This is a genomic window from Streptomyces sp. NPDC045846, from assembly GCF_056431605.1.
The window spans coordinates 308,276-334,404 of sequence record NZ_JBWKKJ010000006.1; the positions used below are offsets into that span (position 1 = coordinate 308,276).

Genomic DNA, 26,129 nt, shown 5'->3' on the forward strand with positions numbered 1-26,129 from the left:
CACCCGGGACGAGGCCGCCGCCCGCGCCCGCGCACGAGGGAGCACGGCATGACCGAGACCAAGATCGCCTTCATCGGCGCGGGCAGCGTGGAATTCACCCAGGGGCTGCTCGCCGACCTGTTCGCCTTCCCCGAGCTCGCCCGCGCCCGCATCGCCCTGCACGACATCGACCCCGAGCGCCTGGCCACCAGCGAGGCGGCCGCCCACCACATAGCGGCCGCTCTCGGCGCGGCGCCGTCGGTCACCGCCCACCTGGAGCGGCGCGCGGCGCTCGACGGCGCCGACTTCGTCATCAACACCGTCCAGATCGGCATGAACCGGGCCACCCGCACCGACTTCGAGATCCCCGCCCGCTACGGAGTGCGCCAGACCATCGGGGACACCCTCGGCATCGGCGGCATCTTCCGCGCCCTGCGCACCTTCCCGCTGCTGCGCTCGCTCGCCGCCGACATCGCCCAACTCTGCCCGGACGCCTGGCTGTTGAACTACACCAACCCGATGGCCATGAACCTGCTGTACCTGCACCGGGTGGCCCCGCGGCTGCGGTCCGTGGGCCTGTGCCACTCGGTGTACTGGACGATGCACGACCTGTCCGAACTGATCGGCACCCCCTTCGAGGAGGTCTCCTACCTCGCGGCCGGGGTCAACCACCAGTCCTGGGTGCTGCGGTTCGAGCGCGCCGGCCAGGACCTGTACCCGCTCCTCGACGAGGCCATCGCCAAGGATCCCGAACTCCTTCGCCGGGTGCGCGTCGACATGTACCGCAGGCTCGGCCACTACCCGACCGAGACCAGCGAGCACTCCTCGGAGTACGTGCCCTGGTATCTGCACCACGACGCGGAGATCGACCGGCTGCGCCTTCCGGTGGGCGTCTACCTCGACATCGTCGAGGAGAACCTCGCCACCTATGCCCGCACCCGCGACGCGCTGGCCGAGGGGCGGCCGCTGCCGGTGGAGGGGACCATGGAGTACGCCCCGCAGATCGTCCACAGCATCGTCACCGGCACCCCGCGCAGCGTCTACGGCAACGTGCCCAACCAGGGCCTGATCGACAACCTGCCCGCCGACTCGGTCGTCGAAGTGCCGTGCCTGGTGGACGCGTTGGGGGTGCAGCCCACCAGGATCGGCGCCCTGCCGGCGCAGTGCGCGGCGCTCAACCGGCCCTATGTGTCCGTGACCGACCTGGTGGTGCGGGCCGCCGTCCTCGGCGAGCCCCGCCACATCCGGCACGCCGCGATGAGCGATCCGGCGACGGCCGCCGCGCTGCCCGTCGAGCGGATCTGGGACCTGTGCGACGACCTCGTACGGGCTCATGAGCCGCTGTTGCAGCCCGAGTTGAGGGTGGTGCTGGGGCACTGAGGCCCGACGGGGGAGGGGGCCGGGCGGCCGGATGGGGTCACTGGGTGATCGTGATGCGGAAGACGGGGTGGTCGGGGGCGATCCGGCGGAGCTCCTCGTCGCTGGAGTCGGGGCCGACGCCGTTGAAGAACACGCCGACCTCGGCCTTCCAGCGCTTGAGGTAGGCGCGCAGCAGGGCGGGCTTGTCGTCGTCGGCGACCTCGACCGCGGTGAACACCTCGGCCTTCTTGCCCAGGTGCAGTTCGCCGCCGCCCGCCGCGCGCATGTTGTGCGTCCACTGGACGTGCCCGCGCGGCGCCACCAGGTACTGGGCCCCCTCGAAGGTCATCAGGTTGACCGGGGTCCGGCGCCACTCACCGCTCTTGCGGCCGCGGACCGCGAGGACCCGCGAGCCCCAGACGCTGATGCCGCGCCGGGTCATCCAGGCGACGGCGCGGTTGAAGACGTTGACCGTGAACCAGCCGGGCTTCTGGACGTGTGCGGATGCGGACATGGTGTGTCTCCCGTGGAGGTGAGAGAGAGCGGTGCTCTCGTTCGTGAGCAGTCTGCACCGAAGCGCCGCTCCAAAGCAAGAGCACTGCTCACAAAAAGGGTCGCTGATCTGTTTTGTGTGCGGCAGTCGCGTTCTTGGCCACTGCTCTCCCAGCTGGCAGACTGGGGCCATGAGCACCGTCCAGGGAGCCCGCGCACGGGCACGTATCGAAGTCACCGCGGCCATCAAGGACGAGGCCAGAAGGCAGCTGGCGGCGGACGGCGCGACCAAGCTCTCGCTCCGTGCCGTCGCGCGGGAACTCGGCATAGTCTCCTCGGCCCTGTACCGGTACTTCCCCAGCCGGGACGAGCTGCTGACCGCCCTCATCGTCGACGCCTACGACGCCGTGGGCGAAGCCGCCGAGCGGGCCCTGGCCGAGCAGCGGGCTACCGCGTCGCCGGCCGCCCGCTGGACCGCGGTCTGCCGCGCGGTGCGCGCGTGGGCGCTGGCCCATCCCCACGAGTACGCGCTCATCTACGGATCGCCCGTTCCCGGCTACACCGCCCCCGAGGCGACCGTCGGCCCCGCCGCCCGGGTCGGACTCGTCCTCATCTCGATCGCCCGGGACGCCCACCAGGGCAAGGGCATCGCACCCCCGCCACTGGCCGCGCCCCTGCGTGGCGAGGCGGAGCGCATGGCCGCCGACTTCGCCCCCGATCTGCCCCCGGCCGTGGCCGCCGCTCTGGTCGCCGCCTGGGCGCAGCTCTTCGGGCTCGTGTCGTTCGAGGTGTTCGGCCAGTTCCACCGCGTCGTCGAGGACCGCGAGCCGTTCTTCGCGCAGGCCGCGGAGCAGCTGGCCCGCTCGGTGGGCCTGGTGCTGCCCGCATAACCCCCCGCTGTGCGCCCGGGCTCGTACTCCCCCCGTAGTACGGGTGATCACCTCGCACGGCTGACGCCGCGGGCCCGGGCCGCGGTCTAGCGTGGCCGGTATGGAGAAGCAGTCACCCGGCGCCGATTCCTGCGGCGGCCCGTCCTGGCGGCAGAAGGGGCCGCCGCCCCGGTTGCGGCGCTGGGTGCGGGAGCCCGATGACCAGGACGCCCGCGCCGCTCGGCTGCCCTGGCCCTCGACGGCCGCGCTCACCGTGTTCGTCCTCGTGGGCTCCCACTTCGCCGCGCACGTGCAGACGGGCCGGGCCCCACTGGACGCCTTCGCCCATGTGCTCCTGGTCGCCGGTTGCGCGGTGCTCCTGGTCCGCCGCCGCCACCCCGTCGTCGCCGTGTTCGCCGCGTCGGCCGCGGCCATGGTCTACCTCGGCGCCGGATACCCCTACGGTCCGGTGTTCCTGCCGGTCATGGTCGGCTGCTTCGCCGCGGTCGTCGCGGGCCGCCGCCGTCAGGCCTGGGCCGCGATCGCCATGCTCTGGCTCGGCCACCTCCTGGTCGCCCACTGGCTCTACCGCTGGCTGCCCCCGGCGGGCGACGCCGCCGCACCCTGGGGTCAGGAACTGGGCATCGCCGCCTGGGCGGTGGCCATCATCGCGGTCGCCGAAGTGGTGCGCGTACGACGGGAACAGTGGGCCAGGGAGCGGGCCGGGCGGGCCGCCGCGGCGAAGCGGCGGGCCGACGAGGAGCGGCTGCGGATCGCCCGCGAACTGCACGACGTGCTCGCCCACAGCATCTCGGTCATCAACGTCCAGGCGGGTGTCGGCCTCGCGCTGCTCGACTCCGACCCGGAGCAGGCGCGCACCGCGCTGACCACCATCAAGTCGGCGAGCAAGGAGGCGCTCGGCGAGGTGCGCCAGGTCCTGGAGACGCTGCGGGCGCGGGGCGAGGCGCCGCGTTCCCCGGCCCCCGGCCTCGACCGCCTCCCCGAACTGGTCGAACAGGCCGCGAGCGCCGGACTCACCGTCGAGACCACGACGACCGGTGAGCGCGGCGCCCTTCCGCCCGGCACCGATCTGGCCGCCTTCCGCATCGTGCAGGAGGCGCTCACCAACGTCGTACGCCACTCCGCGGCGCGCACCGCCCGGGTGGAGGTCCGGTACGAGCGCGGTGCGCTGGTGCTGCGCGTCGACGACGAGGGGCCCGCGTCGGGCGGCGACGCGGGCGGCAGCGGCAACGGACTGATCGGCATGCGGGAGCGGGCCGCGGCGCTCGGTGGCACCATCGACGCGGGGCCGGCCCCGGCCGGAGGGTTCCGCGTCACCGCCCGCCTCCCGCTGGCCGTCGAAGCGAAGGAGAACCCGTGATCCGCGTAGTGCTGGCCGACGACCAGCTCCTGGTACGAGCCGGGTTCCGGGCGCTGCTCGACGCCCAGGCCGACATCGAGGTCGTGGGGGAGGCCGCCGACGGGCAGGAGGCGCTGGAGCTGGTGCGCCGACTGCGGCCGGACATCGTCCTGATGGACATCCGCATGCCGAGGCTCGACGGTCTCGCCGCCACCCGCGCGATCACCTCGGATCCGGACCTGGGCGCCGTCAAGGTGGTCATGCTCACCACCTTCGAGCTCGACGAGTACGTCTTCGAGGCGATCCGAGCCGGTGCCTCCGGATTCCTCGTGAAGGACACCGAGCCGGACGAACTGCTGCGCGCGGTCCGTGCGGTGGTCGACGGCGACGCGCTGCTCTCGCCCGGCGTGACCCGGCGCCTGATCGCGGAGTTCGCCGCGCGCTCGAAGGAACCGGCCGGCGCCGACAGCCTGGCCGACCTCACCGACCGTGAGCGGGAGGTGATGGCGCTGGTCGGCATCGGGCTCTCCAACGAGGAGATCGCCCGGCGGCTCGTGGTCAGTCCGCTGACCGCGAAGACCCATGTCAGCCGGGCGATGGTGAAGCTCGGCGCCCGCGACCGGGCCCAACTGGTCGTCCTGGCCTACGAGTCGGGTCTGGTGCGGCCGGGCTGGCTGGGCTGACGCGGGTCGCGGCCGGCCCCGTACGGAAAGCGCCACAGGACGTGCACGGTCCGCCAGACGAAGACGAGGACGGCGCAGCCGCCGCCGATGAGGAGGAGCACCCGCCGCAGGGGGTGCGGGAGTTCGAGCGCGTAGCCGGAGCCGCCGATCGCGCCGAACACCACACCGGCCGCGAACAGGGCGCTGGCCAGCGCGTATCCGATCTCGATCGTGATGGCGTCCCGCTCGGCCCGGCTCCGTGTCCCCATGCGCGAAGTTTCACAGCAGGGACGGCCGACGGGCAACCGTCGCCCGTCGGCCGTCCCTCCCCCCGGTGCGTGCACAAGACAGGCTACATGCGCGTGCATTGAGTGTGAATGCATTTAATTCACATGCAACAAACCGGTCGGGCTCTGCTACCGTGCCGCCATGGCAGCTGAGAAGACCGAGCGCCTGCTCGTGGACGAATGGCGGGAGCTCCTCGCCCTGCACGCGCGCACCACGTGCGAACTCGACCGCGAGCTCCATCCCTACGGGCTCGGCGCGAGCGACTTCGAGGTCCTCGACGTCCTGGCCGAGGGCTGCCGGAACGACCCGGGCCGCACGTTCCGCGTGCAGGAGCTGGCCTCGCGCATCCACCTCAGCCAGAGCGCGCTGTCCCGCCTGGTGGGGCGCCTGGAGAAGGACGGCCTGGTCACGCGAGGGATGTGCAGCGAGGACCGGCGCGGGGTGAGCGTGGCGATCACCGAGTCGGGCCGCTCCCGCCATGCCGAGGTGCTCCCGCTCCAGCGCGCGGTGCTGTCCCGGATGCTCATACACCGGGATCCCCGCTAAGAAGTCGTCAACTCCCTCATCCCTCAGACGAGTTGGCTCATCGTCATGAGGTCTCAGTCCTGGGGTGCGCTCGCGTGACGCGCGGTCCAGCCGATCAGCGCGGCGCCCGCGGCCAGGACGGCGACCGTGGTCAGGGCGAGCGGCAGCGACGACCACTCGGCGAGCAGCCCGATCGCGGGCGGCCCGAGCAGCATGCCGCCGTAGCCGAGCGTGGAGGCCGCGGCCACCCCGCCGGGCCCGGCGAGCGCGCCGGCCCGCGCCACGGCTACCGGGAAGATGTTGGCGAGGCCGAGGCCCGTCACGGCGAAGCCCGCGAGAGCGAGCCAGATCGTCGGGGCCAGGGAGCCCAGCAGCATTCCGGCGCAGGCGGTGAGCCCGCCGGTCACCAGGGTGCGGGTTTGGCCGAGCCGTTCGAGGAGCGCGGTGCCCGAGAGCCGCCCGGCCGTCATCGCCAGGGCGAACAGGGAGTAGCCGACGGCGGCGACACCCGGCGCCGCGGCCAGGTCCTGTTCCAGGTGCAGGGCGCCCCAGTCCGCCATCGCGCCCTCGCCGTACGCGGTGCAGAGCGCGATCACGCCGAAGAGCAGCACCAGGCGCCGGGCCCGTCCGTCGAGCCGACGTCCCTGGGCGTGGGGCGTGCTCGCGTGCACCGTCGCCGGTTGCCGCAGGAGCACCCGCCCGGCGAGCACGGTCACGACCAGGCCGACCCCGGTGAGGGCCAGCAGGTGCGCGGTGGGGGAGAGGCCCGACGCGACCAGCGCGCCGACGCCCGCGCCGACCATCCCGCCGAGGCTGAACGCCGCGTGGAAACTCGGCATCACCGGGCGGCGCAGCGCCGCGACCAGGTCGACGGCGGCGCTGTTCATCGCCACGTTGATGCCGCCGTACGCGGCGCCGAACACCAGCAGCACCAGGCCCAGGGTGAGGGCCGAGTGGGTCCGCGGGGGAAGCGCGAGGGCGAGGGCCATCAGCGCGCCGCAGGCGACGGTCACCGGATGGCTGCCGAACCTGCGGCACAGCCGCCCGGTCAGCACCATCGTCACGACCGCCCCGGCGGAGACGCCGAGCAGGGCAAGCCCCAGCTCGCCCGCGGAAGCCCCGGTCTGCTGCTTGATCGCGGGAATGCGGACGACCCAGCCGGCGAACAGGAAGCCGTCGAGGGCGAAGAACACGGTCAGGGCGGAGCGGAGGCGGAACAGGGAGGGTGCGGCGCTGTTCTCGCCAGGACCCCCCGGAGCGGCCGTCCGTACTTTGTTTAGTAGCGGCACAAAGTCAGGATAGGGGCAGCGCGGCGACTCATCAACCGGCCCGCGCGGCGCTGAGGCCGCGCGCACGGTGTCCCGGGCGGAGCCCCGCGCCGCGGCCGCCGGGACCCGCGACCGGACCCGTCGCCCGGCCAACTTCCGGAAGGATCGCTTCCGTCCGGGGTCATGGGAGACTCGCCCCCATGAACGGCAAGGCGACGACCACCAGGACCAGGCTGGACAGGGGCCGCGGCGCGCTCGGACCCGCCCTCGAACTGGTACACACCGGCCGCGCGCCGACCCGCGCCGTGCTCACCGCCGAACTGGGCGTCACCCGCGCCACCGCGGGCGCGGTCGCCGCCGAGCTCGAGGCGCTCGGCCTGATCCAGGTCGACTCCCGGCCTGCCGCGGCCGGTTCCCAGGGTCGCCCCTCGCACCGGCTCGCCGTCCACGACCACGGGCCCGTCGCGCTCGCCGCGCAGGTGCACGCGGACGGCTTCCGCGCCGCGCTCGTCGGCCTCGGCGGCGAGATCGTCGCCACGGACCCCGGCTGCGTGACCGTCTCGGCGGATCCCGCGCAGGTGCTCGGCGAGGTCGTCGACGCGGGCGCGGCCCTCCTCAAGGGCAGCGGCCGCAGGTGTGTGGGCGCGGGCCTGGCCGTGCCGTCCGCCGTCGCCGAACCGGAGGGCACCGCGCTCAACCCCCTGCACCTGGCGTGGCCCGCGGGCGCCCCGGTGCGCGAGATCTTCGCGGAGCGCGTCCGCGCGGCCGGCATCACCGGCCCCGCCTTCACCGGCAACGACGTCAACCTTGCGGCGCTCGCCGAACACCGGCACGGCGCGGGCCGCGGCGCCCAGCACCTGCTCTGCGTCGCCACCGGCCACCGCGGCGTCGGCGGCGCGCTCGTGCTCGACGGCCGTCTGCACACCGGGAGTTCGGGCCTGGCCCTGGAGGTCGGCCATCTCACCGTCAACCCGGACGGCCGCCCCTGCTACTGCGGCAGCCGCGGCTGCCTCGACGTCGAGGCCGACCCGCTGGCGTTCCTCACGGCCGCGGGCCGCGTCCCCGGACCCGAGGTGTCGCTCCTCGAACAGTCACGGGGACTGCTGCGCCACGCGTACGCGGACGCCGCCGTGCGCCGCGCCGCCGAGGAGCTCATCGACCGGCTCGGCCTCGGCCTCGCCGGACTCGTCAACATCCTCAACCCCGACCGGATCGTCCTCGGCGGCCTCCACAAGGCGCTCCTGGAGGCGGACCCGGACCGGCTGCGGGCCGTGGTGGCCGACCGCAGCCTGTGGGGCCGCAGCGGCGGCGTCCCGATCCTCGCCTGCTCCCTCGACCACAACAGCCTGGTCGGAGCGGCCGAGTTGGCCTGGCAGCCGGTGCTCGACGACCCGCTCGGCGCGCTGGCTCACCAGGCGTAGACCCGCGCCGGGTTGTCGATCAGGATCTGCTCCACCAGGTCCTCGCCCAGGGCGACTTCGAGTCTGGGCCGCACCCGGCGCAGCAGATACGGCATGCCCGGGGTGTCCGGGGTCACCGTGTCCCCGCCGAGCAGCAGCCGGTCGGCGAACCCGGCGTCCGCGAGGGCCCGCAGCGCGTCCGGCATCCGCCAGTCGGTGGCGTGGTTGGCCCGTGAGGGTCCGTCGAAGGCGAGGTTGGCCCCGGCCTCGGCGGCCAGGCGGTGCACGGTGAAGTCGGGGGAGCGGTTGAGGTGGCCGAGGATCACCGAGCCGGGCGGTACCTCCAACTCCCCGCAGAGCAGGTCGAGTACGTCGAGCACGCCCGTGCCCAGCTCCAGGTGCACGGCGATCGGCGCCCCGGTGCGGTGATGTGCCTCGGCGGCGGCTCCCATCGTCAGCGTGGCATGCTCGTCGAGCCCGTGGAATCCGCCCGCCACCTTGATCAGGCCCGCCGTGACCCCGGTGTCGCCGATGCCCTGGGTCAGCTCGCCGACGAACAGCTCGGCGAGCCGGCCGCGTACCGAGTCGAGCAACTCCGTGCTGTAGTGGGCGGCTTGGTGCAGGCCGGTGGCCGCGATGACGTGCACCCCCGCGGTGCGCGACAGGGCGGGCAGCTCGGCGATCCGGCGCCCCATGCCGTACGGCGTCCACTGGACCACGGTGGTGCCGCCGAGCGCGCCGAACCCGGCGAGCCGTTCCGCCGCGTCGCTCACGTCGGCCAGCTCCTGACCGGGCAGCAGCGGGCTGCGGATGAAGAGGTGGTCGTGGGCGTCGACGACCCCGAGCAGGTCGGCCGGCACCGGGCCGAGCACCGTGTGCGCGGCGGTCACCACTGCCGCCCCGACCGCAGCCCCGCACGCCCGGGTTGCGAGAGGTGCAGCACCTGGAAGCGTTCGCCCGGCGCGGGCGGATCGGGCTGCTCCCACAGCGTGAACCGCACGAGTTCCCAGCGGCTCGGGTCGAGGGCCACGGCGCTCGCCACCACTCCGGGCGCCGTCTCCCCGGCCGCCTCGTCCGCCACGAACCGCGCCGGTTCGACATCGTGCGGGACCGGCACGCGCAGCCGCGTCGCCGCGGTGGGTACGGCGCCGGACGCGGGTCCCTCCTGGTAGGACAGGCCCGTCGAGAGCTGCACCCGGGGGCGCCCGAAGTCGTCGACGAGACCCTGGAATCCGGGGCCCCACAGAAAGGAGTTCATGCCTTCGGCGGTGGACCACAGATAGAACGTGGCATAGGAGTTGACCGGTGCCCCGGCCGCGCGCTCGCGCATCAGATAGGCCTTCAGGCCGAGCCCGGGGAAGTCGTCCAGGAGATGGCCCCGGGTGGCGACGCGTTTGCGGATGATCTCCATGTCGTAGTCGGCGGGCAGCGTGATCTCGTACTGCAGGGCGTGCATCGCGTACTCCTCGGGCGAAGGGGGTGGGGCGGTGCGTCAGCGGGACGCGGGGGGCGGGGCGAGCAGCGAGAGCAGTCCGCGCACGGCCGCGTCGAAGCCGTCGGACGAACCGGAGGCGCGCGCCAGGACGTAGCCGCCCTGGACGGTCGACACCACGGCGGCGGCGATCTCGCCCGGCACCAGATGCGCGGCGAACTCGCCCCGGTCCAGGCCCTCCTGGACGATCTCGGCGAGCCTGGCGCGCAGCCAGTCGAGCGTCTCGTCGACGGGTGCGCGCAGCTCGGCGCTCGCGATGATCTCGGGGTCCATCGTCAGCCGCCCGATGGGACAGCCGCGCAGCACGTCGCGCTCGCGCAGCAGATACGCCGAGATCCGCTCGTACGCGGTGCCGTCGCCCCCGAACGCGGCCGCGGAGGCGGCCCGCAGGTCCTCGGCGGTGCGCCGGATCGCGGCCAGTGCCAAGTCGGGCTTGCCCGCGAAGTGGTGGTACATGCTGCCCTGGCCGGCGCCCGCCTGCTGCTGGATCGCCTTGGGGCTGGTGCCTACGTAACCGCGCTCCCACAACAGCTCGCGGGTGGCTTCGATCAGACGCTCCGGAGTGCTCATGCGATCACTGTACATACCAGTAGGTACAGAATCCAGAGCAGGCGGCGAGCGCCGGTCTACTCCCCGCGGGGTACGGCGACTGCCGCTGGCCGTACGACGACTCGCACTCCTGGCCGGAGAGAGGCTCGAAGCATCACCGACCCCCCCACCGAGGGAGCTGACAACAATGAACACCCTGGCCTACGCGGGACCCGGTCCCTGGGTCCTCTTCTTCCCGCTGATCTGGGCCGCCGTGGTCCTCGCCGTCGTCACCGTGCTGCGCCGCGGGGGCCCGCGGGGCCGCCGCGGGCCGTGGCGGGCGCCGATGGACGACCGCTCGCCCATCGCCGTGCTCGGCCGCCGGTTCGCCGCCGGCGAGATCGACGAGGAGGAGTACTGGCGCCGGATCTCCGTCCTGGAGGAACACTTCGGGCGGACCACCCTGACCCCTCCGGGCAAGGGCGGCGCGGTGTGACCCCCGGCGCCGTCGACGTCCACGGCGCCGGTGGCGGTGACGTGAGGGCCCTGGCTGTCTGCTCGGCGGCGGCGCGGGGGGCTCCGGCGGTCGGGTGGCCGTCGCGTTCACGTCCCAAGTGCCGCTAGCCGAAGGCAGGTTGACGGCTGAGCGCTGCCGTGCCGCCCCGCCCGGTCAGCCCGCGACGGGAGAGCGGGCGGCGGCCGTCGCCCGTCCACGCACCGTGTGCGAGGCCCGGCTTGAGGTGAACGGCGTGGTCGGCTTCGATCCGTACAGCGGGTACGGCGGCAGGGCCACGGCGGGGGAGGGCACGGCCAGCGTGAACCACACGGTCTTGCCGGACTCGCCCAGCGGACGCACGCCCCAGCTCTCGCTGACCGCGGCGATCAGGGCGAGCCCGCGGCCGTTGGTGGCCAGGGCGTCGGCGTCCCGCACGGCGGGCAGCGTCGGATCGTGGTCGTGGACGGAGATGGTGAGGCGGTCGAGCAGCAGCTCGATGACCACGGTGCACATCTTGTCGGGCTCGGCATGCCGGTGGACGTTGGTGAGCAACTCGGTGACGCCGAGCGCCGCCTCGTCTATCAACGGATCCAGATGCCAGTAGCGCAACTGCGCCGATACGATTCTGCGGACCTGTCCGATCCGCGACGGCAGGGCTTGGAGCTCCACCGTGCACTGCCTGCTTGGCTGGCTGATCACGGTTGCGACTCCCCGAATGAGGTCCGGAAGTAGCTGTCTGGTCCGGCGGCCTTGCTCAGAGCGTCACCGCCGGTCAACCCTCGGTGATGTGACATCAGCGTGACTCAGGGGTGCGTACTCCGCAACTCGCGTCCCTGGAAGCTCACGCGCTTCAGCCGTGCGCGCCGTGCGTCGTCTGACGGATGGCCTGCAGGAATCGCTGGGTCAGATCGCTGCCGCGCGAGCGGTCCGGCTCCTCGCCCATCGTCAGGCGGTAGCGGGTGCCGTTCAGCCGCGCCACCGTGCGGTCCTCCTTGGCGAGCCACGGCAACCGGGGTCGCGCCGCGCTGACCGCGTCGACGGGCGCGCTGTCGATCTCCCGCCCGTTGCTGGTGAGCAGCGCCAGCCTGCCGTCCTTGATCAGCACCTGGCCGGCTCGCGTCAGCGAACGCGTCCACCGCTCGATCCGTACGCCCTTCGCACTGAACTCGGGTTCCGCCATGACCGTCCGGCCCCCTTCACATCGTTCCTGGTGGGCAGTCTGCACAACGACGAGCCTACGCACCAGGGCGCACGGGGGATCGGGTCCGGGCCAGCCGCGCCCAGGTGCCACCAGGCGCCCCACAAGCCACTCCTATGGATCCTCAAAGGGAACGTTTGTGCAGGTGAGAGGGGTATTGTCGGATGTGGGGGCGGCACCCAGAACACGACGAGGAGTGGCATGGAAACCATCGATGTGGACCGCAGCGATCCGGAGTACCGCGCCTGGCTCAAGGAGGCCGTGCGCAAGGTCCAGGCCGATGCCAACCGCTCCGCCGACACCCACCTCCTGCGCTTTCCCCTGCCCGAGGCCTGGGGCATCGACCTCTATCTGAAGGACGAGTCGACCCACCCCACCGGCAGCCTCAAGCACCGCCTCGCGCGCTCGCTGTTCCTGTACGGCCTGTGCAATGGCTGGATCCGGCCGGGCAAGCCGGTGATCGAGGCGTCCAGCGGCTCGACCGCCGTCTCCGAGGCGTACTTCGCCAAGCTGATCGGCGTGCCGTTCATCGCCGTCATGCCCCGCACCACCAGCGCCGAGAAGTGCCGCCTGATCGAATTCCACGGCGGCCAGTGCCACTTCGTCGACGACTCGATGAAGATGTACGAGGAGTCCGCCGCGCTCGCCGCCGAGACCGGCGGCCACTACATGGACCAGTTCACCTACGCGGAGCGGGCCACCGACTGGCGCGGCAACAACAACATCGCCGAATCGATCTACCAGCAGCTGAAGTTGGAGCGCTACCCCGAGCCCGCGTGGATCGTCGCCACGGCCGGCACCGGCGGCACCTCGGCCACCATCGCGCGCTACGTCCACTACATGCAGCACGACACCATGGTCTGTGTCCCCGACCCGGAGAACTCCTGTTTCTTCGACGGCTGGACGCAGGGCGACCCGCTCGCCACCAGCGACTGCGGCTCGCGCATCGAGGGCATCGGCCGCCCCCGCATGGAGCCGAGCTTCGTGCCCGGCGCCATCGACCGCATGATGAAGGTCCCGGACGCGGCGAGCGTGGCGGCCGTACGCGCCCTGGAGAAGGCCATCGGCCGCAAGGCGGGCGGCTCCACCGGAACCGGCCTGTGGAGCGCGCTGCGGATCGTCGCCGAGATGGTCGCCGAGGGCCGCACCGGCAGCGTCGTCACCCTGCTCTGCGACCCGGGCGACCGCTACCTCGACAAGTACTACTCGGACGCCTGGCTCGCCGAACAGGGCCTGGACATCACCCCGTACACCGAGACGCTCGACACCTTCCTGGCGAGCGGGGTCTGGCCGGACCGGTGAGCCGGCCGGAACGGGACCTTCTGCCCGTGCGGGACCCCGCTCCGCGTGCCAGGGTGACGACATGGACACGCGCCCGGTAGTTGTCGCCGTAGACGGATCCGACCACAGTCTGCGGGCCCTGGAGTGGGCCATTCCCACCGCCCGCAGACTGGCCGCGGAGCTGGTCATCGCGCATGTCCTGCCCGATCACACCCAGCTCTGGGCGGCCCGCCGCTCCGCACTCGGCCCCGGCCCGGCGCTCAACGACCCGGTCACCGACCGGATCCGCGCCGCGCTGTCGGGCCGCGACGAACTGCCCTCGGTGCGGTTCGACTCCCTGGAGGGCGAGGTGGCCGACGCCCTGCACGCCTTGGGCGCCGAGGCCCGGATGCTGGTGATGGGCTCGCGCGGGCGCGGCGGCTTCGCCAGCCTGCTGCTCGGCTCCAACAGCCTGGCCGTGGCCACCCGGGCGCCCTGCCCCGTCGTGGTCGTGCCGCCGCTGGCCCGCACGGGCGAGGCCGAGCGGGCGACGGGCCGGGTCGTGCTCGGGCTCAACCTGAGCGAGACCGCGGACGCCGTGATCGCGTTCGCCTTCGTGGAGGCGGGTGCCCGGAACGTGCCGCTCCAGGTGCTGTCGGCCTACCCGGCCCCGCCGCCGACCGCCCTGATGGTCGCGGGCGAGTTTCCGCCGGCGGCCCTCGAACGCGACCAGTACGAACCCGTCGAACGGGACCTGCGGCGCGAACAGGCCGACCGGCTCCAGCCCTTCAAGGAGCGCTTCCCCCAGGTCGAGGTGGACGCCGTGATCGCGCCCGCCGACGCGGCCGGCCACCTCGTCGACGCCTCCGCGTCGGCCGCGCTGATCGTGGTCGGCCGGCACCGCCGTCGCCTGAAGCCCGGCTCCCTGCTGATGGGCTCCGTGGCGCACGCGGTGCTGCACCACGCGGAGTGCCCGGTCGCGGTGGTCCCGGCCCGCGACGACGACTGACCCGCCCCGAAGCTCCGTGTCAGCGGCTCAACTTCCGCCCCACGAGGCCGCGTTGGGCACCCCGGCCGACCCCGCGCCGCGCTCCCGCCGGTAGCTTGGCCCTCTACGGTAGGAAAGATCCACTGAGCGGCACGGGGAACACGGGGAGCTGTCATGCCATCTGTACTGATCGTCGGCGGGGGACTGGTCGGGCTGACCGCCGCCCTGTGCCTGGAGTACCACGGGGTCGACTACGTGCTCGTGGAGCGCGACGCCGAGCCGACCGTGCTGCCCCGCTCGCGCGGCATGCACACCCGTGCCGTGGAGATCTTCCGCCAGATCGGCGTCGAGGACGCCGTGCAGGCCGCGAGCGCGTCCGCCCTGAAGATGGGCCGGTTCGGCGGCGCGCGCACCGGCCGGAGCATCGCCGATTCCGAGGCGCTCGACCTCCGCCACGTCCTCGCCACGGGCGCCATGGTCGGCGCGGACGCGAGCCCCTCGGCCTTCTGCTTCTGCCCCCAGGTGCTCCTTGAACCGGTCCTGCGGGAAATCGCCGAACAGCGCGGCGGCGACATCCGGTTCGCGACCGAACTGACCGCGTTCACCCAGGACGACGACCGGGTCACGGCCACCCTCACGGACCGGTCCACGGGCCGCACCGACACCCTGTACGCCGACTACCTGTTGGCGGCCGACGGCGCCGGAAGCCCGGTCCGCACCGCCCTGGGCATCACCAGCACCACCCGCCCCGCCACCCACCACTACCTCAACCTGTACTTCCGCGCCGACCTCACCGAGCTGGTGCGCGACCGCACCTTCAGTCAGTGCGAGATCACCGGGCCCGAGGTGTCCGGCCTGTTCCTGGCCAAGAACAACACCGACGAATGGTCCTTCCACCTCGCCTACGACCCCGAGCGCGAGAGCCCGGACGACTACCCCGACGAGCGGTGCGTCTCGCTGCTGCGCACCGCGATCGGCGCGGACGATCCGCGGCCGCGCATCGAACTGCTCGCCCGCGGCGCCTGGGACACCGGCACCGCGGTCGCCGACGCCTACCGCGGCGGCCGGGTCCTGCTGGCCGGGGACGCGGCCCACCGGCACGCCCCCTGGGGCGGCTTCGGCGCCAACACCGGCATCGCCGACGTGCACAACCTGGCGTGGAAGCTGGCCGCCGTCCTGCGGGGCGAGGCGCCGGACGCCCTGCTCGACACCTATGAGCACGAGCGCCGCCCGCGCGGCTTGCTGGTGGCTGAACAGGCCTGGCTGCGCACTGACTTCCGGGCCCGCTACGCCATCCGTACGCCGGACAACGGCGCCGCCCTCGACCGCCAGCGGGGCACCGGCGAGATCATGACCCGCTACCGGTACGCCTCCGCCGCCGTGCACGGCGCTCCCGCCGGGGACTCGGTCGAGGTGCTGGCGGGCCAGACCGGCACCCGTACCCCGCACCTCTGGCTCGACCGCGACGGCGGCCGCCTGTCCACCCTGGATCTGTGCGGACCGGGCTTCACCCTGCTCACCTGCGGGGACGCCCGGGCGGACGCCGCCTGGTCGGACGCGGCCAAGGCCCTTCCGCTGACGGTTCATCACATCGTGACCGGTGAAGACGCCTTGGAGCGCGAGGTCTCCGTTCCGCGGGACGCCGAGGGAGTCTGGACCACCGTCGTCGGCCTGCCGCCGCAGGGCGCGCTGCTCGTGCGCCCGGACGGCTTCGTCGCCGCCCGCTCCGACGAAGGACTCACACCGGAGACCCTCGACGAGACCTGGCGGTCCGTCATGGGCCTGCGCACGAAGGTGAGTTGAGGCGCGTGTGGCGCCCCCGAGGCGGCGGTCCGGTGCGGCTCAGGGTGTCGGGGCGGTCGCGAGGCGGCGGTCGAGGTTGCGCATCGCACTCCTGAAGGACTGGCCCATGCCCGGCCCGGCCACGCGCGCCACCAGGCGGAACAGGGCCGGTCCCTCGGTCGCCATCGTCCAGCGCACCCTCGTCCCCGAGCCGTCCGGAGCGAGCCGCCAGTCCTCCAACAGGGCCCTCACTCCAGGGGCGTTGGTCTCGTCCACGCGGTAGGCGTACCGCTCGCCCGGGTCCGTGGCCATGATCGTCTCGCGGAAGAACACCCCGCCTCGCAGCCTCACCTCGCGCCCGGCCCCGCCGTCCAGCGGGCGGGCCGCGGCGACGGAGGAGAACCAGGCGGGCATGTCGGTCACCTCGTCGGCGAGCGCGCGGTAGACGGCCGCAGGCCCCGCCGAGAGACGGGTGGTGAACACCAGGCGCGTCGGCGCCGACCCGGCGAAGTCCAGTTCCACGGGCCTGAGTCGGCGAGCCATGACGCGGTCCTCCTGGCGGTCGGGTGTGCGGGGGCCCGTGCCCGTCGGGCGCGGGAGCCCGCACACCATAACTGTCGGCCCGTCAGATGTCTGCGGGTCCGCCGCCGTCGGGCCCGTTGTCGGATCCGTTGTCGGGAATCTCCCCGGCCACCACGAGGTCCCTCAGATGCTCGGTCATCTCCTCGCGGGCGCGCTCCGAGAGGCCCGCGTCCGTCACCAGCGAGTCGACCTGGTCGAGCGCGGCGAACGAACTGAGGCCCACCGTCCCCCACTTGGTGTGGTCCGCGATCACCACGACGCGCCGCGCCGACTGCACGAACCGCCGATTGGTCTCCGCCTCCGCGAGGTTGGGCGTGGAGAGCCCCGCCTCCACCGAGATGCCGTGCACCCCGATGAACAGCACATCGAAATGGAGCGAGCGGATCGCCGCGTCGGCCACCGGCCCCACCAACGTGTCGGAGAGCGTGCGCACCCCGCCCGTCAGCACCACGGTCGCCGCCCCCGGACGCGGCCCGGAGCCCGCGGGGGAACCCTTGGCGGCATGGAACACGTCGGCGACCTGCACCGAGTTGGTCACCACCGTCAGTTCCGGAACGTCCACCAACTGCTGGGCCAGCGCGTACGCCGTCGTCCCACCGGCCAGCGCGATGGCACTGCCGGGCACGGCCATCCGGGCCGCCTCCCGCGCGATGTCCTGCTTCGCGCTGAGCTCCAGCGTCGACTTCGCCTGGAAGCCGGGCTCGTGCGCCGTGGCGTCCGCGACGGGCACGGCGCCGCCGTGCACCTTCTCGATCACGCCCTGGCGCGCCAGCGCGTCCAGATCCCGGCGGACCGTCATGTCCGACACGTTGAGTTTCCGGGTGAGTTCGTTGACCCGGACCCCGCCCCGCCGTCTGACCTCATCGAGGATCAGCGCGCGACGCTGCTCCGCGAGCAGATTCTGGTGGTCGCTCACTGCCGGGCCGGCCCCTTCCACATCGTCGAACACACTCGCCGGGCACACCTGCACCCCCGGGCTACGGACACCCCATCCTGTCACGGGGAGATTCGGTGAGAGCACTGCACCAGGGGACCCGGATCCGAGATCCTGATGTTCCGTGTCACCCGCGCCGCCGATCCTGCCATCACGAGAGCGAGTCGCAGAAGTGTCCCGTGCCACACCCGCCGCCCAGGCCGGTGCCCCAGCCGTCGAGAGCGGCGGTCCCGCACTCGAGCTGCTGGTCCACGGCGTTGGGGGCACCACCCCGCAGAAGATGCTCGACGACCCGCGGACCGTCTGCGTCACCGGCGACGACACCGCCGCCATCTACCGGCGCGCCGAGGACGCCGACGCCGAGGCGCACCCCGAGCGCTACCGCGACCGCCCGGTGCCCGAGGCGTACGTCTGGTGCAACCTGACCTCCGGCAACAGCGCCCGCGCCCTGTGGCTGCTCCTGCTGCCGTTCATGGTGATCAACCTCGCCCACTGGATGCGCCCGCCCGCCGGGGAGCCCGCCTGGGCGATCCGGCTGTACGGGGTGCTGGTGCGGCTCGTCGCGCTCAGCCTCACCGTGCTGCTGGTGGCCGCCGCCTGCGAGGTCGCGCTCGACCTCACCGCCTGGCAGTGCGCGGGCTCGGCCGCCTGCTCGCGCTCGTGGTACTGGCTCGGCTTCACCTCGGTCGCCCACCACGGCTGGTGGGCGCAGCCGGGCCGCCGCCTCGCCCTCGCGGCCCTCGCCCCCGCGGGCCTGACCCTGCTGCTCTGGTACCTCTCCAACCGCACCTGGAGCGCCTACGAGTCGCAGCAGCCCCTGAACGCCGAGCCCGCCGCCCCTCCGGCGGAGGCGGCCAAACCCGCGTTCAGCAGGCCCGGATTCTGGTACGGCAGGCGTCTGGTGGCCCGGCTGCGCGCCGCCCACACCGCCGCCGGGTTCCTGACCACCGCCGCCGGGGTGACGGCCGCCGCCGCCCGCTACGACCGCGCGGCCACCAGCGCCCTCTTCGAGACGCTCGGCCTGCTCCTGGAGTCGGCCCTGGCCATCGCGGGGCTGGTTGTGGTGTGGGTGGTGTGCCGTCGCGGGCGGACCGAGTCCCATCTGGACGAGCAGCTCGACCGGGCCGTCACCGCCTGGCTGCCCCTCTCCTCGCTCGTCCTGCTCGCGTCCGCCCTGGTGTACGCGGCCTGGGACCGCTCCGACTGGGTCTCGGCCGGGACGCTGCCCGGTGACCGCGCGTTCGGCTTCCTGGCCCTGGCCCAGGGGGTGCTGGTGGTCGCCCTCGCCGCGGTGGCCGGACATCTGTGCCGCCGGGCACCGGGAGGGCGCACCGCGCTGCACGGGCTCGGCGGCCCCGTCGTCGCGATGCTCGCCTGCGCGCTCGGGGGCGTGATGACCGGCGGCGTAGCCCAGCGCGTGGCCGACTGGATCGACCACGGCGCACCCGAGGGCACGCGCCGCTCGGTCTTCAACGGGCCGCCGCCGCTGCTCACTTGGCAGGCCTCGGTGATCCCGGCCCTGCTCGCGCTGCTGGTGCCCGTCGTGGCGTTCTTCGCCGTACGCACCTGGCGCACCGCCCGCGCCGAGGAGCCCCGCGTCATGGCCGACTACCCCACCGAGCGGCCCGACACCGTGCGCACCCGACAGATCGCGCGCGCCCGTGCCGTGGCCGGACTCACCGACCACGCCCCGGTCTTCCTCGGCATCGTCTCCGGCGCGTCCCTGCTGCTGGGCGCCGCGGCCCTGGCCGGCGCCTGGTGGACCAGCCAGGTGCCGGACCAGGCGGCCGACGGCGCGGCCACGCCCGTCGCCTTCGCCGCCGACGCCGCCCAGTCCCTCGGGTCCTGGTGCACCGGCTTCGGCTTCCTCCTCTTCGTCACCTGGGGGCGGCGCGCCTACAAGGACGCGGCGGCCCGCCGCACCGTCGGCATCCTGTGGGACGTCGGCACCTTCTGGCCGCGCGCCGCCCACCCCTTCGCGCCGCCCTGCTACGCCGAGCGGGCCGTGCCCGACCTCGCCTGGCGCATGAACACCTGGACCGACCGCACCGGCGGCCGCCTCGTGATCTCGGGCCACTCGCAGGGCAGCGTCCTGGCGGCCGCCGCCGTCTGGCAGCTGCCCGCGGCCACCCGGCGCCGGGTGGCCCTGCTCACCTACGGCTGCCCCGTCGAGCGGCTGTACGGCCGCTGGTTCCCCGCCTACTTCGGCCCCGCGCCGCTCCAGGCCCTGCACCAGGAGGTGCACTGCTGGCGGAACCTGTGGCGCGCCACCGATCCGATCGGCGGACCCGTCCTGACCGGCGGCGCCGTGGACAAGGGCCCGCTGCTCGACCCGCTCGCCTACGGCCGGACCCGTGAACACCCGCTGCCCGCGCCCATCCTCGGACACTCCGACTACCAGGCCGACCCCGCCTTCGGCCGCGAACGGGCCCTGCTGCTGGCCGAGTTGGCGTCGGGCGTACCGAACCAGAGGGCGGATCAGGGCAGTTCGGGCAGGTCGTCCGGGTAGAGCAGGGTCAGGTCGTCGGTGCTGGCGTCGGCGAGCTGGGCGACCCGGCCCGCGTGCCGCTCCACCATCGACTCGAACGTCTGGCGCGCGGTGCGCCCGTTGCCGAACGCGGCGCCCCTGGGCAGCACCGTGAAGTACTTCAGGAGGCACTCCGCGGTCCCGGAGCCGAGCCGGTACTCGTGCTCGTCCGCCTGCTGCTCCACGATGCGCAGCAGCTCCTCGGGGGAGTAGTCCGAGAACCTGATGGTCCGTGAGAAGCGGGACGCCACACCGGGGTTGACGCTCAGGAACCGCTCCATCTCCGCGGTGTACCCGGCGACGATGACCACCACCGCCTCACGGTGGTCCTCCATCAGCTTCACCAGCGTGTCGATCGCCTCGCGCCCGAAGTCACGGCCCGAGTCCTCCGGCGACAGGGCGTACGCCTCGTCGATGAAGAGCACGCCGCCGCGCGCCCGCTCGAAGGCCTCCTGGGTGCGGATCGCGGTGGACCCGATGTGCTCGCCGACCAGGTCGACGCGGGACACCTCCACCAGATGGCCGCGCTCCAGGACCCCGAGGGAGGCGAGGATCTCCCCGTACAGCCGCGCCACCGTGGTCTTGCCGGTGCCGGGGGAGCCGGTGAAGACCAGGTGCCGGCGGACCGAGGCCGCCTTGAGACCGGCCTGCTGCCGCTTGCGGCCGACCTCGATCATGTCGGTGAGCGCCCGCACCTCGCGCTTGACGCTCTCCAGGCCCACCAGGGTGTCCAACTCGCCGAGCACCGCCCCCGAACTGCGCGCGGGCTCGGTCACGGGCGCGGCCGACGGAGGCTCGACGGGGCGCGGGCCGGGGACGCCGGAGAGCAGCCCCATCGTCTGCGTCGCGCTCTGCACGGCGGGCGGCTCGGCGGCGCCGTCCTTGGCACCGCTCTCGTCGCTGGTGCAGTCCTCCACGACCGCGCCGTCCTCGGAGAACTCGTAGCCCCGGCGCGCGCAGCGCTCGGTGCGGCAGCGCGTCAGCGTCGTACGGCAGCCGTCGATGACGTGGAAGCCGAAGCCGCCGCTGCCGGTCACCCGGCAGCCGTGGAAGGTGCCCCGGCCCTCGGCGGAGACGTAGAACCCGGCCTCCGCGGGCGAGGTGACCGTGACGCGCTCGATGCGCGGGTCGGCGCCCTTGGTCACGATGACACCGGTCTGCGCGCCGTCGATGGTGCAGCCCGCGAGGGTGCCGCCGCTGCCGTGGTCGCGGAACCAGGCCCCCGTGGAGGCCTCCCGGATACGGCAGTCGTCGAGCTGGGCGGTAGCGCCGTCGCTCACCGACACCGCCGTGTTGCGGACCTGGGTGAGGTCGCTGTCCACCACGTCGGCGCGTGAGCCCCGGTCGAGCACGAAGAGCGCGTCCGGTACGTCATGGACGCGGCAGCCCTCCAGGACCGCCGTCGCGCCGTCGCTGACCCACACCGCCGGGTAGTCGCCCGTGCTGTCGTGGATCTCGCACTGGTTGGCGTCCACCCGGGTGCCCGGGTCCCACACCGACAGGCCGTTGCGCCCGAAGCGGCGGACCTTGGTGCGCGTCAGCGTGAGCACCGAACGCGAGCGCAGGTCCACCGCGTTCTCGGGGATGTCGTGGATGTCGCAGTCCGCGAGCGTGAGCACCGCGTCCGTGTCGAGGGTGATGCCGTCGGCCGAGGTGCGGTGCACCGTGCAGTCGGTGAGGTGGGCCGCGGCCCGCGAGGCGATCTGCACCCCGGCGCCCTTGACCTCGTACACCTCGCAGCCGAGCGCCTCGAGGCCGCTGCCCTCGCCGCTGACGGCCAGCCCGGCCCCGCTGGAATGGTGCACCCGACACCGTTCGAGCCGGGGGTGGCCGCCGCTGTGCACGGACACGCCGGACTGCCCGGCCGCCACGACCTCGCACTCCTCGAACACACCGCCCGCGCCGTCGAAGACACCGATGCCGACGCCGCCGGGATTGTCCACGGTGCAGCGCCGCACCGTGGGCCGCGCGCCGCCCCGCACCTCGATGCCGACCGCCGAGCGCGTCACCACCCGCAGATCGGCGAGCTCGGGCGCGCCGTCCTCCACGAGCAGCGCGGGCGCCGCCGCGTCCTGGCCCTCCAGATACAGGTCCCGCACGGTCGCCGAGGCGCGCACGGTCAGCGCCACGCCGTCGACGGGCGCGATGCGGACCGAGCCGACCGCGCCCTCGGGGCCGCGCAACGTCACGGAGCGCCGCAGCACCAGGTTCTCCCGGTAGGTGCCCGGGGCGACGGTCAGGACGTCGCCGTCGCCCGCGGCCTCCAGGGCCGCGGCCAAGGAGGCGTACTCACCCGTGCGGCGGCGCCACCTCGACGTGCCCGTGTGCGTCACCTGGACCGTGCCCTGAGCCATCGTGCTGCCGTGCCCCCACCTCGTGCGTGCGTCCTCGCACACACCTCGACCGTGACCTCGTATGTGCGACTGATGGTCCACCGTAGCGCGCGCGGGGCCGCCGGGTTGACCGGTCAGCTGCCTGCGCCGGTACGACCCCAGTCGGGACCGTACCGGGCCCAGGCCCGGTCCAGTCGCTCGTACCGCCGGCGTATCAGGCGCCATACGGTCAACCGCCGCAGCACCTCGACGAGTCCGGCGGTCGCCGCGGCCGCGCAGATGCCCGAGAACACGGCGTGCGTATCGGCCGCGGCCAGGGCCATCGGCCGGGGCACCGGGCGCCCGTGGTCATCGGTCCACATCCGGAAACGGGAGCCGGGCGGCGGTGACATCAGCGGTGAGGCCAGCGTGCCGCTGTGCGAACTGCCGTCCGTAGCCGTCCAGTTGGCGACGACCCTCGTGCGGGTGGCGCGGCCGGGCGAGCCGTCCGGCTCGGCGGCCGGGGCCCGCTGCTCGGCCCGGCGCACCACCACGGCCTCGGTCGCATGGCGGTGGCGGTGCTGCTCGGCCGCGGTCCGGCGCAGTGAGACGTCGGTGCGCGAACCGCACAGCACTCCCACCGCGGGCGCGGCGAGTGCCATCAACAGCAGCGCCACGAGCGCCAGCCAGGCCTCCGCGCGGTCGGTGCGGCGGCACAGCGGATTGCGCCGCCAGCGCCACAATCCCGAAATGGCTCGCACGGGCCGCGCACCCCCTTCCGCCTTCGCCCCGCCCGGGCCGGGCGGCCTGCGCGCGGGTGGCAAGAACAGGGATCCGATCCACCCGGCTTGTCCCGTCCAACGCATCTGCCACCCACAGGAGTTCCCGCGTGGAACCCGGCTATGCGAGCACCCTCATCGCGTCACCGACGCGGATGGTGCCGGTGTGCTCGGGGACGACCAGCACGCCGAAGGCCAGCGCCTTGCCCACCCGGCGGTGCAGGCCGAGGGTGCGCAGCGGCTCCTTGCCGCGTTCGGCGGTGGCCTGGTCGGTGGTGGTGATCACGCAGCGGCCGCAGGGCTTGGCGAGCCGGAAGGCGACCTCGCCGATCGAGATCCGCGACCAGGTGTCCTCGGCCCACGCCTCGGTCCCGTCGAGGACGACGTTCGGCCGGAACCGGTTCATCGGCAGCGGCCCCTCGGCGGCGTGGTCGCCCTCGGCGATCAGCGAGTTGAGGGCGTCGAGCGAGGCGAGCGTGGCGATCTGGAGCGGGAACCCGTCGGCGAAGCTCACCGTCTCGCCGTTGGGCGCGTACTTGGGGTCGATGGCCCTGCGGTGCGCCGGGTCGTCGAGGTGCATCAGCCGCACCTCGGTGCCCAGGTAGGCGCTGAACCACGCGTGGGCCTCGTCGGCGGCGGCCACCGCCTCGAACTTGTTGCCGAAGAGCGTGACGCCCGTGGCGGCCATCGGCTCCGGCGGCTCGACGACCAGATCGCCGCACCCGGGCGCGGAGAGCCGCACGCCTCCGTCCGGCAGTGTGGCGGCACTGCTCAGGGCCAGACTCGGCCGCTCGCGCTGCGTGACGGCCGTTCCCTGCGTGTCCACCAGCATCCAGCGGCGGTCCCCGGCGAGCCCCCATGGCTCGACCGCCGCTCGTGCTGTGTCGTATCCCCCGACCGACTTGACGGGATGGATGTGGATCCCGTGGACGACCGCATCAAGTCCGTTGTTCATAAACACATCCTGCCAGCCGCCGCGGACGGTCGTCCGGGCGGCCGGAACCCGCCTGGATCAGTAGCCGGTGCCCTGGTAGGGCCGGTTGTACGGATCCTCGTACGGCGCGGGCGCCGGCCGGGGCGCCGCGGGCCGCATGGCCTCGTACCCGGTGCTCTGCACAGGGCGCTGCGGCATCGACTGCTGCCCCTGGTAGCCGCGCGGGGCCGAGGGCTGCTGCGGGATGTACGGCGCGGGCGCGTGCTGGAGCGGCACCGGCTGCTGCGTCTGCTGCTGGTAGCCGTACGACGAGGCGTAGGACGGAGCCTGCTGCGAAGGGGCGGCCGGCAGGGCGGGCAGCGCCGACGGCAGGGCCGGCAGGTAGTTGCTGCCGGTGTCGTAGAGGGAGGGGACTCGGATCGGGGCGATCTGAGGCGTACCCCGTTCTGCGACGAGGGAGTCGTAGATGGGGGTGTCCGGGAAGAACGGCGCGGAGTAGTAACCGCCGCCATAGGTGGAGCGGGGGGAGGTCATGGCACATAAGTTAAGCCCACGATGTGGTCGTTGGGGAGCCCGATAAGAGGGTTGTTTCGCGTGTTCGGAGTGGCTGGGCATCATCAATGTGAGCGAACTTGGGAAAATCGGTCGCGCCAGGGCGTTGGAATCGTGTAAAGGGCAAGGTCATCAGGGGTTACCGGCGGGTGACCCGGAGAGGTGCCGGGTGGCCGATCGCGCACTAGGTTGACGGAGCAGAAATCTTTCGGCGCCGCCACGAGTGATGGGGGAGAGCATGTCCATGCTTAAAGGAGCCAACGTCGCGGTGCCCGCGTCCTCGGTACGCGTCGAACTGTCCTGGCGGTCCGGCCCCGGCGTCCCCGACGTCGACGCCTCGGCCCTGCTGCTGTCCGGCGGACGGGTCCGCTCCGACGCGGACTTCGTCTTCTACAACCAGCCCGCCCACTCCTCGGGCGCCGTACGCCACGAAGGCAAGCGGTCGGGCCCCGACGCGGTGACGGACACCCTGCTCATCGACCTCGCGCGGGTGGAACCCGCCGTCGAGCGCGTGGTGCTGGCCGCCTCCGCCGACGGCGGCGCCTTCGGCCGGGTGCCCGGGCTCGGCATCCGCGTCCTGGACGCGGCGGGCGGCGCGGAGCTCGCGCGCTTCGACAGCCAGGACGCCACCGTCGAGACCGCGTTCATCCTCGGCGAGCTCTACCGCCGCCAGGGCGCCTGGAAGTTCCGCGCGGTCGGCCAGGGCTACGACAGCGGACTCGAAGGCCTGGCAACGGACTTCGGCATCACCGTCGACAAGCCCCAGCGGCAGCCCGTCGCGCCTCCCGCCCCCGCGTCCTACACCCCGGCCCCGCCCCCCGCCCAGGCCGCCCACACCCCGCCGCCGGCCCCCTTCTGGCCGGAGCCGGCCGCCCAGGTTCCGGCGCCCCCGGCGGCCCCGCCGTTGACGCCGCCGCCACCGGTGCGCCTCTCCAAAGTCACCCTCACGAAGGACGCCCCCAGGGTCTCGCTCGCCAAGCAGGGCGGCACCTCGGGCGCGATGCGGGTCAACCTCAACTGGCAGAGCCGCAAGCAATTCAGCGGCTGGGGCGCCAAGTTGGGGCGCGCCGTGGCCAACCACACGGATCTCGACCTCGACCTGTGCGCGCTGTACGAACTCTCCGACGGGCGCAAGGGCGTCGTCCAGGCCTTGGGCAACGCCTTCGGCGCGCTCCACCGGCCGCCGTACATCCACCTCGACGGCGACGACCGCACCGGCGCCGTCGAATCCGGCGAGAACCTCACCGTCAACCTCGACCAGAAGGACAAGTTCCGCCGCCTGCTGATCTTCGTCACCATCTACGAGGGCGCCCGCAGCTTCGCCGACCTGCACGCCACGGTGACCCTCCAGCCGCAGTTCGGCGCGCCGATCGAGTTCTTCCTCGACGAGTGCACCGTGCCCTCCACGGTCTGCGCGCTCGCCCTGATCACCAACAGCGGCGGCGACCTGGTCGTGCAGCGCGAGGCCCGCTACCTGGTGCCCGCACGCGGCGTCAGCCCGCAGCGGACCATAGACCAGGCCTACGGCTGGGGCATGAACTGGACGCCCGGCCGCAAGTAGCC

26 protein-coding genes are annotated in these 26,129 nt (G+C 73.2%); 12 read left to right on the forward strand and 14 right to left on the reverse strand.

The window, feature by feature from the left end; genetic code table 11:
* Window positions 1-48: 48 nt before the first annotated feature.
* Window positions 49-1,359 (forward strand): alpha-galactosidase, encoded by a 1,311-nt coding sequence (gene melA / locus AC07F3_RS19290; protein WP_479115575.1) that lies wholly within the window; start codon window positions 49-51, stop codon window positions 1,357-1,359.
* Window positions 1,360-1,396: 37 nt separating this feature from the next.
* On the opposite strand, the gene AC07F3_RS19295 is transcribed toward melA, so the two are convergent.
* A complete protein-coding gene (locus AC07F3_RS19295; protein ID WP_479115577.1) occupies window positions 1,397-1,852 on the reverse strand; it encodes a nitroreductase family deazaflavin-dependent oxidoreductase in 456 nt (151 codons plus the stop codon).
* Window positions 1,853-2,021: 169 nt separating this feature from the next.
* On the opposite strand from AC07F3_RS19295, the gene AC07F3_RS19300 reads away from it, so the two are divergent.
* From AC07F3_RS19300 to AC07F3_RS19310, 3 genes are all read left to right on the forward strand, one after another.
* Window positions 2,022-2,720 (forward strand): TetR/AcrR family transcriptional regulator, encoded by a 699-nt coding sequence (locus AC07F3_RS19300; protein ID WP_479115579.1) that lies wholly within the window; start codon window positions 2,022-2,024, stop codon window positions 2,718-2,720.
* A 100-nt stretch (window positions 2,721-2,820) separates the two neighbouring features.
* A complete protein-coding gene (locus AC07F3_RS19305) occupies window positions 2,821-4,080 on the forward strand; it encodes a sensor histidine kinase (protein WP_479115581.1) in 1,260 nt (419 codons plus the stop codon).
* Window positions 4,077-4,742: a response regulator transcription factor gene (locus AC07F3_RS19310; RefSeq protein WP_479115582.1), complete on the forward strand. Its 666-nt coding sequence runs from the start codon at window positions 4,077-4,079 to the stop codon at window positions 4,740-4,742. The genes AC07F3_RS19305 and AC07F3_RS19310 overlap by 4 nt, the downstream gene beginning before the upstream one ends.
* On the opposite strand, the gene AC07F3_RS19315 is transcribed toward AC07F3_RS19310, so the two are convergent.
* Complete coding sequence (locus AC07F3_RS19315) at window positions 4,703-4,990, reverse strand: DUF6332 family protein (protein WP_479115584.1); 288 nt, start codon at window positions 4,988-4,990, stop codon at window positions 4,703-4,705. The two genes, AC07F3_RS19310 and AC07F3_RS19315, sit on opposite strands and share 40 nt — an antisense overlap.
* A gap of 160 nt (window positions 4,991-5,150) precedes the next feature.
* Between AC07F3_RS19315 and AC07F3_RS19320 the strand changes: the two genes are divergently transcribed.
* Window positions 5,151-5,555, forward strand: coding sequence for a MarR family winged helix-turn-helix transcriptional regulator (locus AC07F3_RS19320; protein ID WP_479115586.1), 405 nt, complete (start codon window positions 5,151-5,153; stop codon window positions 5,553-5,555).
* Between the two features lie 53 nt (window positions 5,556-5,608).
* On the opposite strand, the gene AC07F3_RS19325 is transcribed toward AC07F3_RS19320, so the two are convergent.
* The gene (locus AC07F3_RS19325) at window positions 5,609-6,823 is read right to left on the reverse strand and encodes an MFS transporter (protein WP_479115588.1); all 1,215 of its coding nucleotides are present in this window, start codon (window positions 6,821-6,823) and stop codon (window positions 5,609-5,611) included.
* Window positions 6,824-7,002: 179 nt separating this feature from the next.
* On the opposite strand from AC07F3_RS19325, the gene AC07F3_RS19330 reads away from it, so the two are divergent.
* A complete protein-coding gene (locus tag AC07F3_RS19330; protein ID WP_479115590.1) occupies window positions 7,003-8,223 on the forward strand; it encodes an ROK family protein in 1,221 nt (406 codons plus the stop codon).
* On the opposite strand, the gene AC07F3_RS19335 is transcribed toward AC07F3_RS19330, so the two are convergent.
* The 3 genes from AC07F3_RS19335 to AC07F3_RS19345 are packed head-to-tail and all read right to left on the reverse strand — an operon-like array spanning window position 8,211 to window position 10,264.
* Window positions 8,211-9,095 carry a phosphotriesterase family protein gene (locus AC07F3_RS19335; protein WP_479115592.1) on the reverse strand — a complete coding sequence of 295 codons (885 nt, stop codon included), beginning with the start codon at window positions 9,093-9,095 and terminating at the stop codon, window positions 8,211-8,213. The two genes, AC07F3_RS19330 and AC07F3_RS19335, sit on opposite strands and share 13 nt — an antisense overlap.
* On the reverse strand, window positions 9,089-9,658 hold the full coding sequence (locus AC07F3_RS19340; RefSeq protein ID WP_479115594.1) for a DUF4865 family protein: 570 nt from the start codon (window positions 9,656-9,658) through the stop codon (window positions 9,089-9,091). Before AC07F3_RS19340 ends, AC07F3_RS19335 begins: the two co-directional genes overlap by 7 nt.
* A 36-nt stretch (window positions 9,659-9,694) precedes the next feature.
* Complete coding sequence (locus AC07F3_RS19345) at window positions 9,695-10,264, reverse strand: TetR/AcrR family transcriptional regulator (RefSeq protein ID WP_479115596.1); 570 nt, start codon at window positions 10,262-10,264, stop codon at window positions 9,695-9,697.
* Between the two features lie 166 nt (window positions 10,265-10,430).
* Between AC07F3_RS19345 and AC07F3_RS19350 the strand changes: the two genes are divergently transcribed.
* The gene (locus AC07F3_RS19350; protein WP_479115598.1) at window positions 10,431-10,718 is read left to right on the forward strand and encodes an SHOCT domain-containing protein; all 288 of its coding nucleotides are present in this window, start codon (window positions 10,431-10,433) and stop codon (window positions 10,716-10,718) included.
* A gap of 174 nt (window positions 10,719-10,892) precedes the next feature.
* Here AC07F3_RS19350 and AC07F3_RS19355 read toward each other — a convergent pair whose 3' ends face one another.
* Window positions 10,893-11,417: an ATP-binding protein gene (locus AC07F3_RS19355; RefSeq protein WP_479115600.1), complete on the reverse strand. Its 525-nt coding sequence runs from the start codon at window positions 11,415-11,417 to the stop codon at window positions 10,893-10,895.
* A 151-nt stretch (window positions 11,418-11,568) separates the two neighbouring features.
* Window positions 11,569-11,898, reverse strand: a complete 330-nt coding sequence (locus AC07F3_RS19360) for a hypothetical protein (protein WP_479115602.1) — start codon at window positions 11,896-11,898, stop codon at window positions 11,569-11,571.
* A gap of 219 nt (window positions 11,899-12,117) precedes the next feature.
* Here AC07F3_RS19360 and cds1 point away from each other — a divergent pair, with 219 nt between their 5' ends.
* The 3 genes from cds1 to AC07F3_RS19375 all read left to right on the forward strand — a co-directional run bounded on the left by cds1 (window position 12,118) and on the right by AC07F3_RS19375 (window position 15,967).
* Complete coding sequence (gene cds1, locus AC07F3_RS19365) at window positions 12,118-13,218, forward strand: L-cysteine desulfhydrase Cds1 (RefSeq protein ID WP_479115604.1); 1,101 nt, start codon at window positions 12,118-12,120, stop codon at window positions 13,216-13,218.
* Between the two features lie 61 nt (window positions 13,219-13,279).
* On the forward strand, window positions 13,280-14,185 hold the full coding sequence (locus AC07F3_RS19370) for a universal stress protein (RefSeq protein WP_479115606.1): 906 nt from the start codon (window positions 13,280-13,282) through the stop codon (window positions 14,183-14,185).
* A 153-nt stretch (window positions 14,186-14,338) separates the two neighbouring features.
* Window positions 14,339-15,967, forward strand: a complete 1,629-nt coding sequence (locus tag AC07F3_RS19375) for an FAD-dependent monooxygenase (protein ID WP_479115608.1) — start codon at window positions 14,339-14,341, stop codon at window positions 15,965-15,967.
* Window positions 15,968-16,006: 39 nt separating this feature from the next.
* Here the strand turns inward: AC07F3_RS19375 and AC07F3_RS19380 are convergent, their stop codons facing one another.
* Both AC07F3_RS19380 and AC07F3_RS19385 read right to left on the reverse strand, forming a co-directional pair.
* A complete protein-coding gene (locus tag AC07F3_RS19380) occupies window positions 16,007-16,489 on the reverse strand; it encodes an SRPBCC family protein (protein ID WP_479115610.1) in 483 nt (160 codons plus the stop codon).
* An 82-nt stretch (window positions 16,490-16,571) separates the two neighbouring features.
* Window positions 16,572-17,444 (reverse strand): DeoR/GlpR family DNA-binding transcription regulator, encoded by an 873-nt coding sequence (locus AC07F3_RS19385; RefSeq protein ID WP_479115611.1) that lies wholly within the window; start codon window positions 17,442-17,444, stop codon window positions 16,572-16,574.
* A 190-nt stretch (window positions 17,445-17,634) separates the two neighbouring features.
* Between AC07F3_RS19385 and AC07F3_RS19390 the strand changes: the two genes are divergently transcribed.
* Window positions 17,635-19,971 carry a hypothetical protein gene (locus AC07F3_RS19390; RefSeq protein WP_479115613.1) on the forward strand — a complete coding sequence of 779 codons (2,337 nt, stop codon included), beginning with the start codon at window positions 17,635-17,637 and terminating at the stop codon, window positions 19,969-19,971.
* On the opposite strand, the gene AC07F3_RS19395 is transcribed toward AC07F3_RS19390, so the two are convergent.
* From AC07F3_RS19395 to AC07F3_RS19410, 4 genes are all read right to left on the reverse strand, one after another.
* Complete coding sequence (locus AC07F3_RS19395; protein ID WP_479115615.1) at window positions 19,941-22,343, reverse strand: right-handed parallel beta-helix repeat-containing protein; 2,403 nt, start codon at window positions 22,341-22,343, stop codon at window positions 19,941-19,943. The genes AC07F3_RS19390 and AC07F3_RS19395 overlap by 31 nt on opposite strands.
* 113 nt (window positions 22,344-22,456) lie before the next feature.
* Window positions 22,457-23,062 (reverse strand): Rv1733c family protein, encoded by a 606-nt coding sequence (locus AC07F3_RS19400; protein WP_479115617.1) that lies wholly within the window; start codon window positions 23,060-23,062, stop codon window positions 22,457-22,459.
* Between the two features lie 139 nt (window positions 23,063-23,201).
* Window positions 23,202-24,035: an MOSC domain-containing protein gene (locus tag AC07F3_RS19405; protein ID WP_479115619.1), complete on the reverse strand. Its 834-nt coding sequence runs from the start codon at window positions 24,033-24,035 to the stop codon at window positions 23,202-23,204.
* 57 nt (window positions 24,036-24,092) lie between these two features.
* Entirely contained in the window at window positions 24,093-24,548 is a 456-nt protein-coding gene (locus AC07F3_RS19410; protein WP_479115621.1) for a DUF6643 family protein, read from the reverse strand.
* A 244-nt stretch (window positions 24,549-24,792) separates the two neighbouring features.
* Between AC07F3_RS19410 and AC07F3_RS19415 the strand changes: the two genes are divergently transcribed.
* Window positions 24,793-26,127 (forward strand): TerD family protein, encoded by a 1,335-nt coding sequence (locus AC07F3_RS19415; protein WP_479115623.1) that lies wholly within the window; start codon window positions 24,793-24,795, stop codon window positions 26,125-26,127.
* The last annotated feature ends 2 nt before the right edge of the window (window positions 26,128-26,129 follow it).

Coding starts and splice junctions, on each gene's coding strand:
- melA (WP_479115575.1), top strand. CDS start 49: ATGACCGAGACCAAGATCGCCTTCATCGGCGCGGGCAGCGTGGAATTC.
- AC07F3_RS19295 (WP_479115577.1), bottom strand. CDS start 1,852: ATGTCCGCATCCGCACACGTCCAGAAGCCCGGCTGGTTCACGGTCAAC.
- AC07F3_RS19300 (WP_479115579.1), top strand. CDS start 2,022: ATGAGCACCGTCCAGGGAGCCCGCGCACGGGCACGTATCGAAGTCACC.
- AC07F3_RS19305 (WP_479115581.1), top strand. CDS start 2,821: ATGGAGAAGCAGTCACCCGGCGCCGATTCCTGCGGCGGCCCGTCCTGG.
- AC07F3_RS19315 (WP_479115584.1), bottom strand. CDS start 4,990: ATGGGGACACGGAGCCGGGCCGAGCGGGACGCCATCACGATCGAGATC.
- AC07F3_RS19320 (WP_479115586.1), top strand. CDS start 5,151: ATGGCAGCTGAGAAGACCGAGCGCCTGCTCGTGGACGAATGGCGGGAG.
- AC07F3_RS19330 (WP_479115590.1), top strand. CDS start 7,003: ATGAACGGCAAGGCGACGACCACCAGGACCAGGCTGGACAGGGGCCGC.
- AC07F3_RS19340 (WP_479115594.1), bottom strand. CDS start 9,658: ATGCACGCCCTGCAGTACGAGATCACGCTGCCCGCCGACTACGACATG.
- AC07F3_RS19345 (WP_479115596.1), bottom strand. CDS start 10,264: ATGAGCACTCCGGAGCGTCTGATCGAAGCCACCCGCGAGCTGTTGTGG.
- AC07F3_RS19350 (WP_479115598.1), top strand. CDS start 10,431: ATGAACACCCTGGCCTACGCGGGACCCGGTCCCTGGGTCCTCTTCTTC.
- AC07F3_RS19360 (WP_479115602.1), bottom strand. CDS start 11,898: ATGGCGGAACCCGAGTTCAGTGCGAAGGGCGTACGGATCGAGCGGTGG.
- cds1 (WP_479115604.1), top strand. CDS start 12,118: ATGGAAACCATCGATGTGGACCGCAGCGATCCGGAGTACCGCGCCTGG.
- AC07F3_RS19370 (WP_479115606.1), top strand. CDS start 13,280: ATGGACACGCGCCCGGTAGTTGTCGCCGTAGACGGATCCGACCACAGT.
- AC07F3_RS19375 (WP_479115608.1), top strand. CDS start 14,339: ATGCCATCTGTACTGATCGTCGGCGGGGGACTGGTCGGGCTGACCGCC.
- AC07F3_RS19380 (WP_479115610.1), bottom strand. CDS start 16,489: ATGGCTCGCCGACTCAGGCCCGTGGAACTGGACTTCGCCGGGTCGGCG.
- AC07F3_RS19395 (WP_479115615.1), bottom strand. CDS start 22,343: ATGGCTCAGGGCACGGTCCAGGTGACGCACACGGGCACGTCGAGGTGG.
- AC07F3_RS19405 (WP_479115619.1), bottom strand. CDS start 24,035: ATGAACAACGGACTTGATGCGGTCGTCCACGGGATCCACATCCATCCC.
- AC07F3_RS19410 (WP_479115621.1), bottom strand. CDS start 24,548: ATGACCTCCCCCCGCTCCACCTATGGCGGCGGTTACTACTCCGCGCCG.
- AC07F3_RS19415 (WP_479115623.1), top strand. CDS start 24,793: ATGGGGGAGAGCATGTCCATGCTTAAAGGAGCCAACGTCGCGGTGCCC.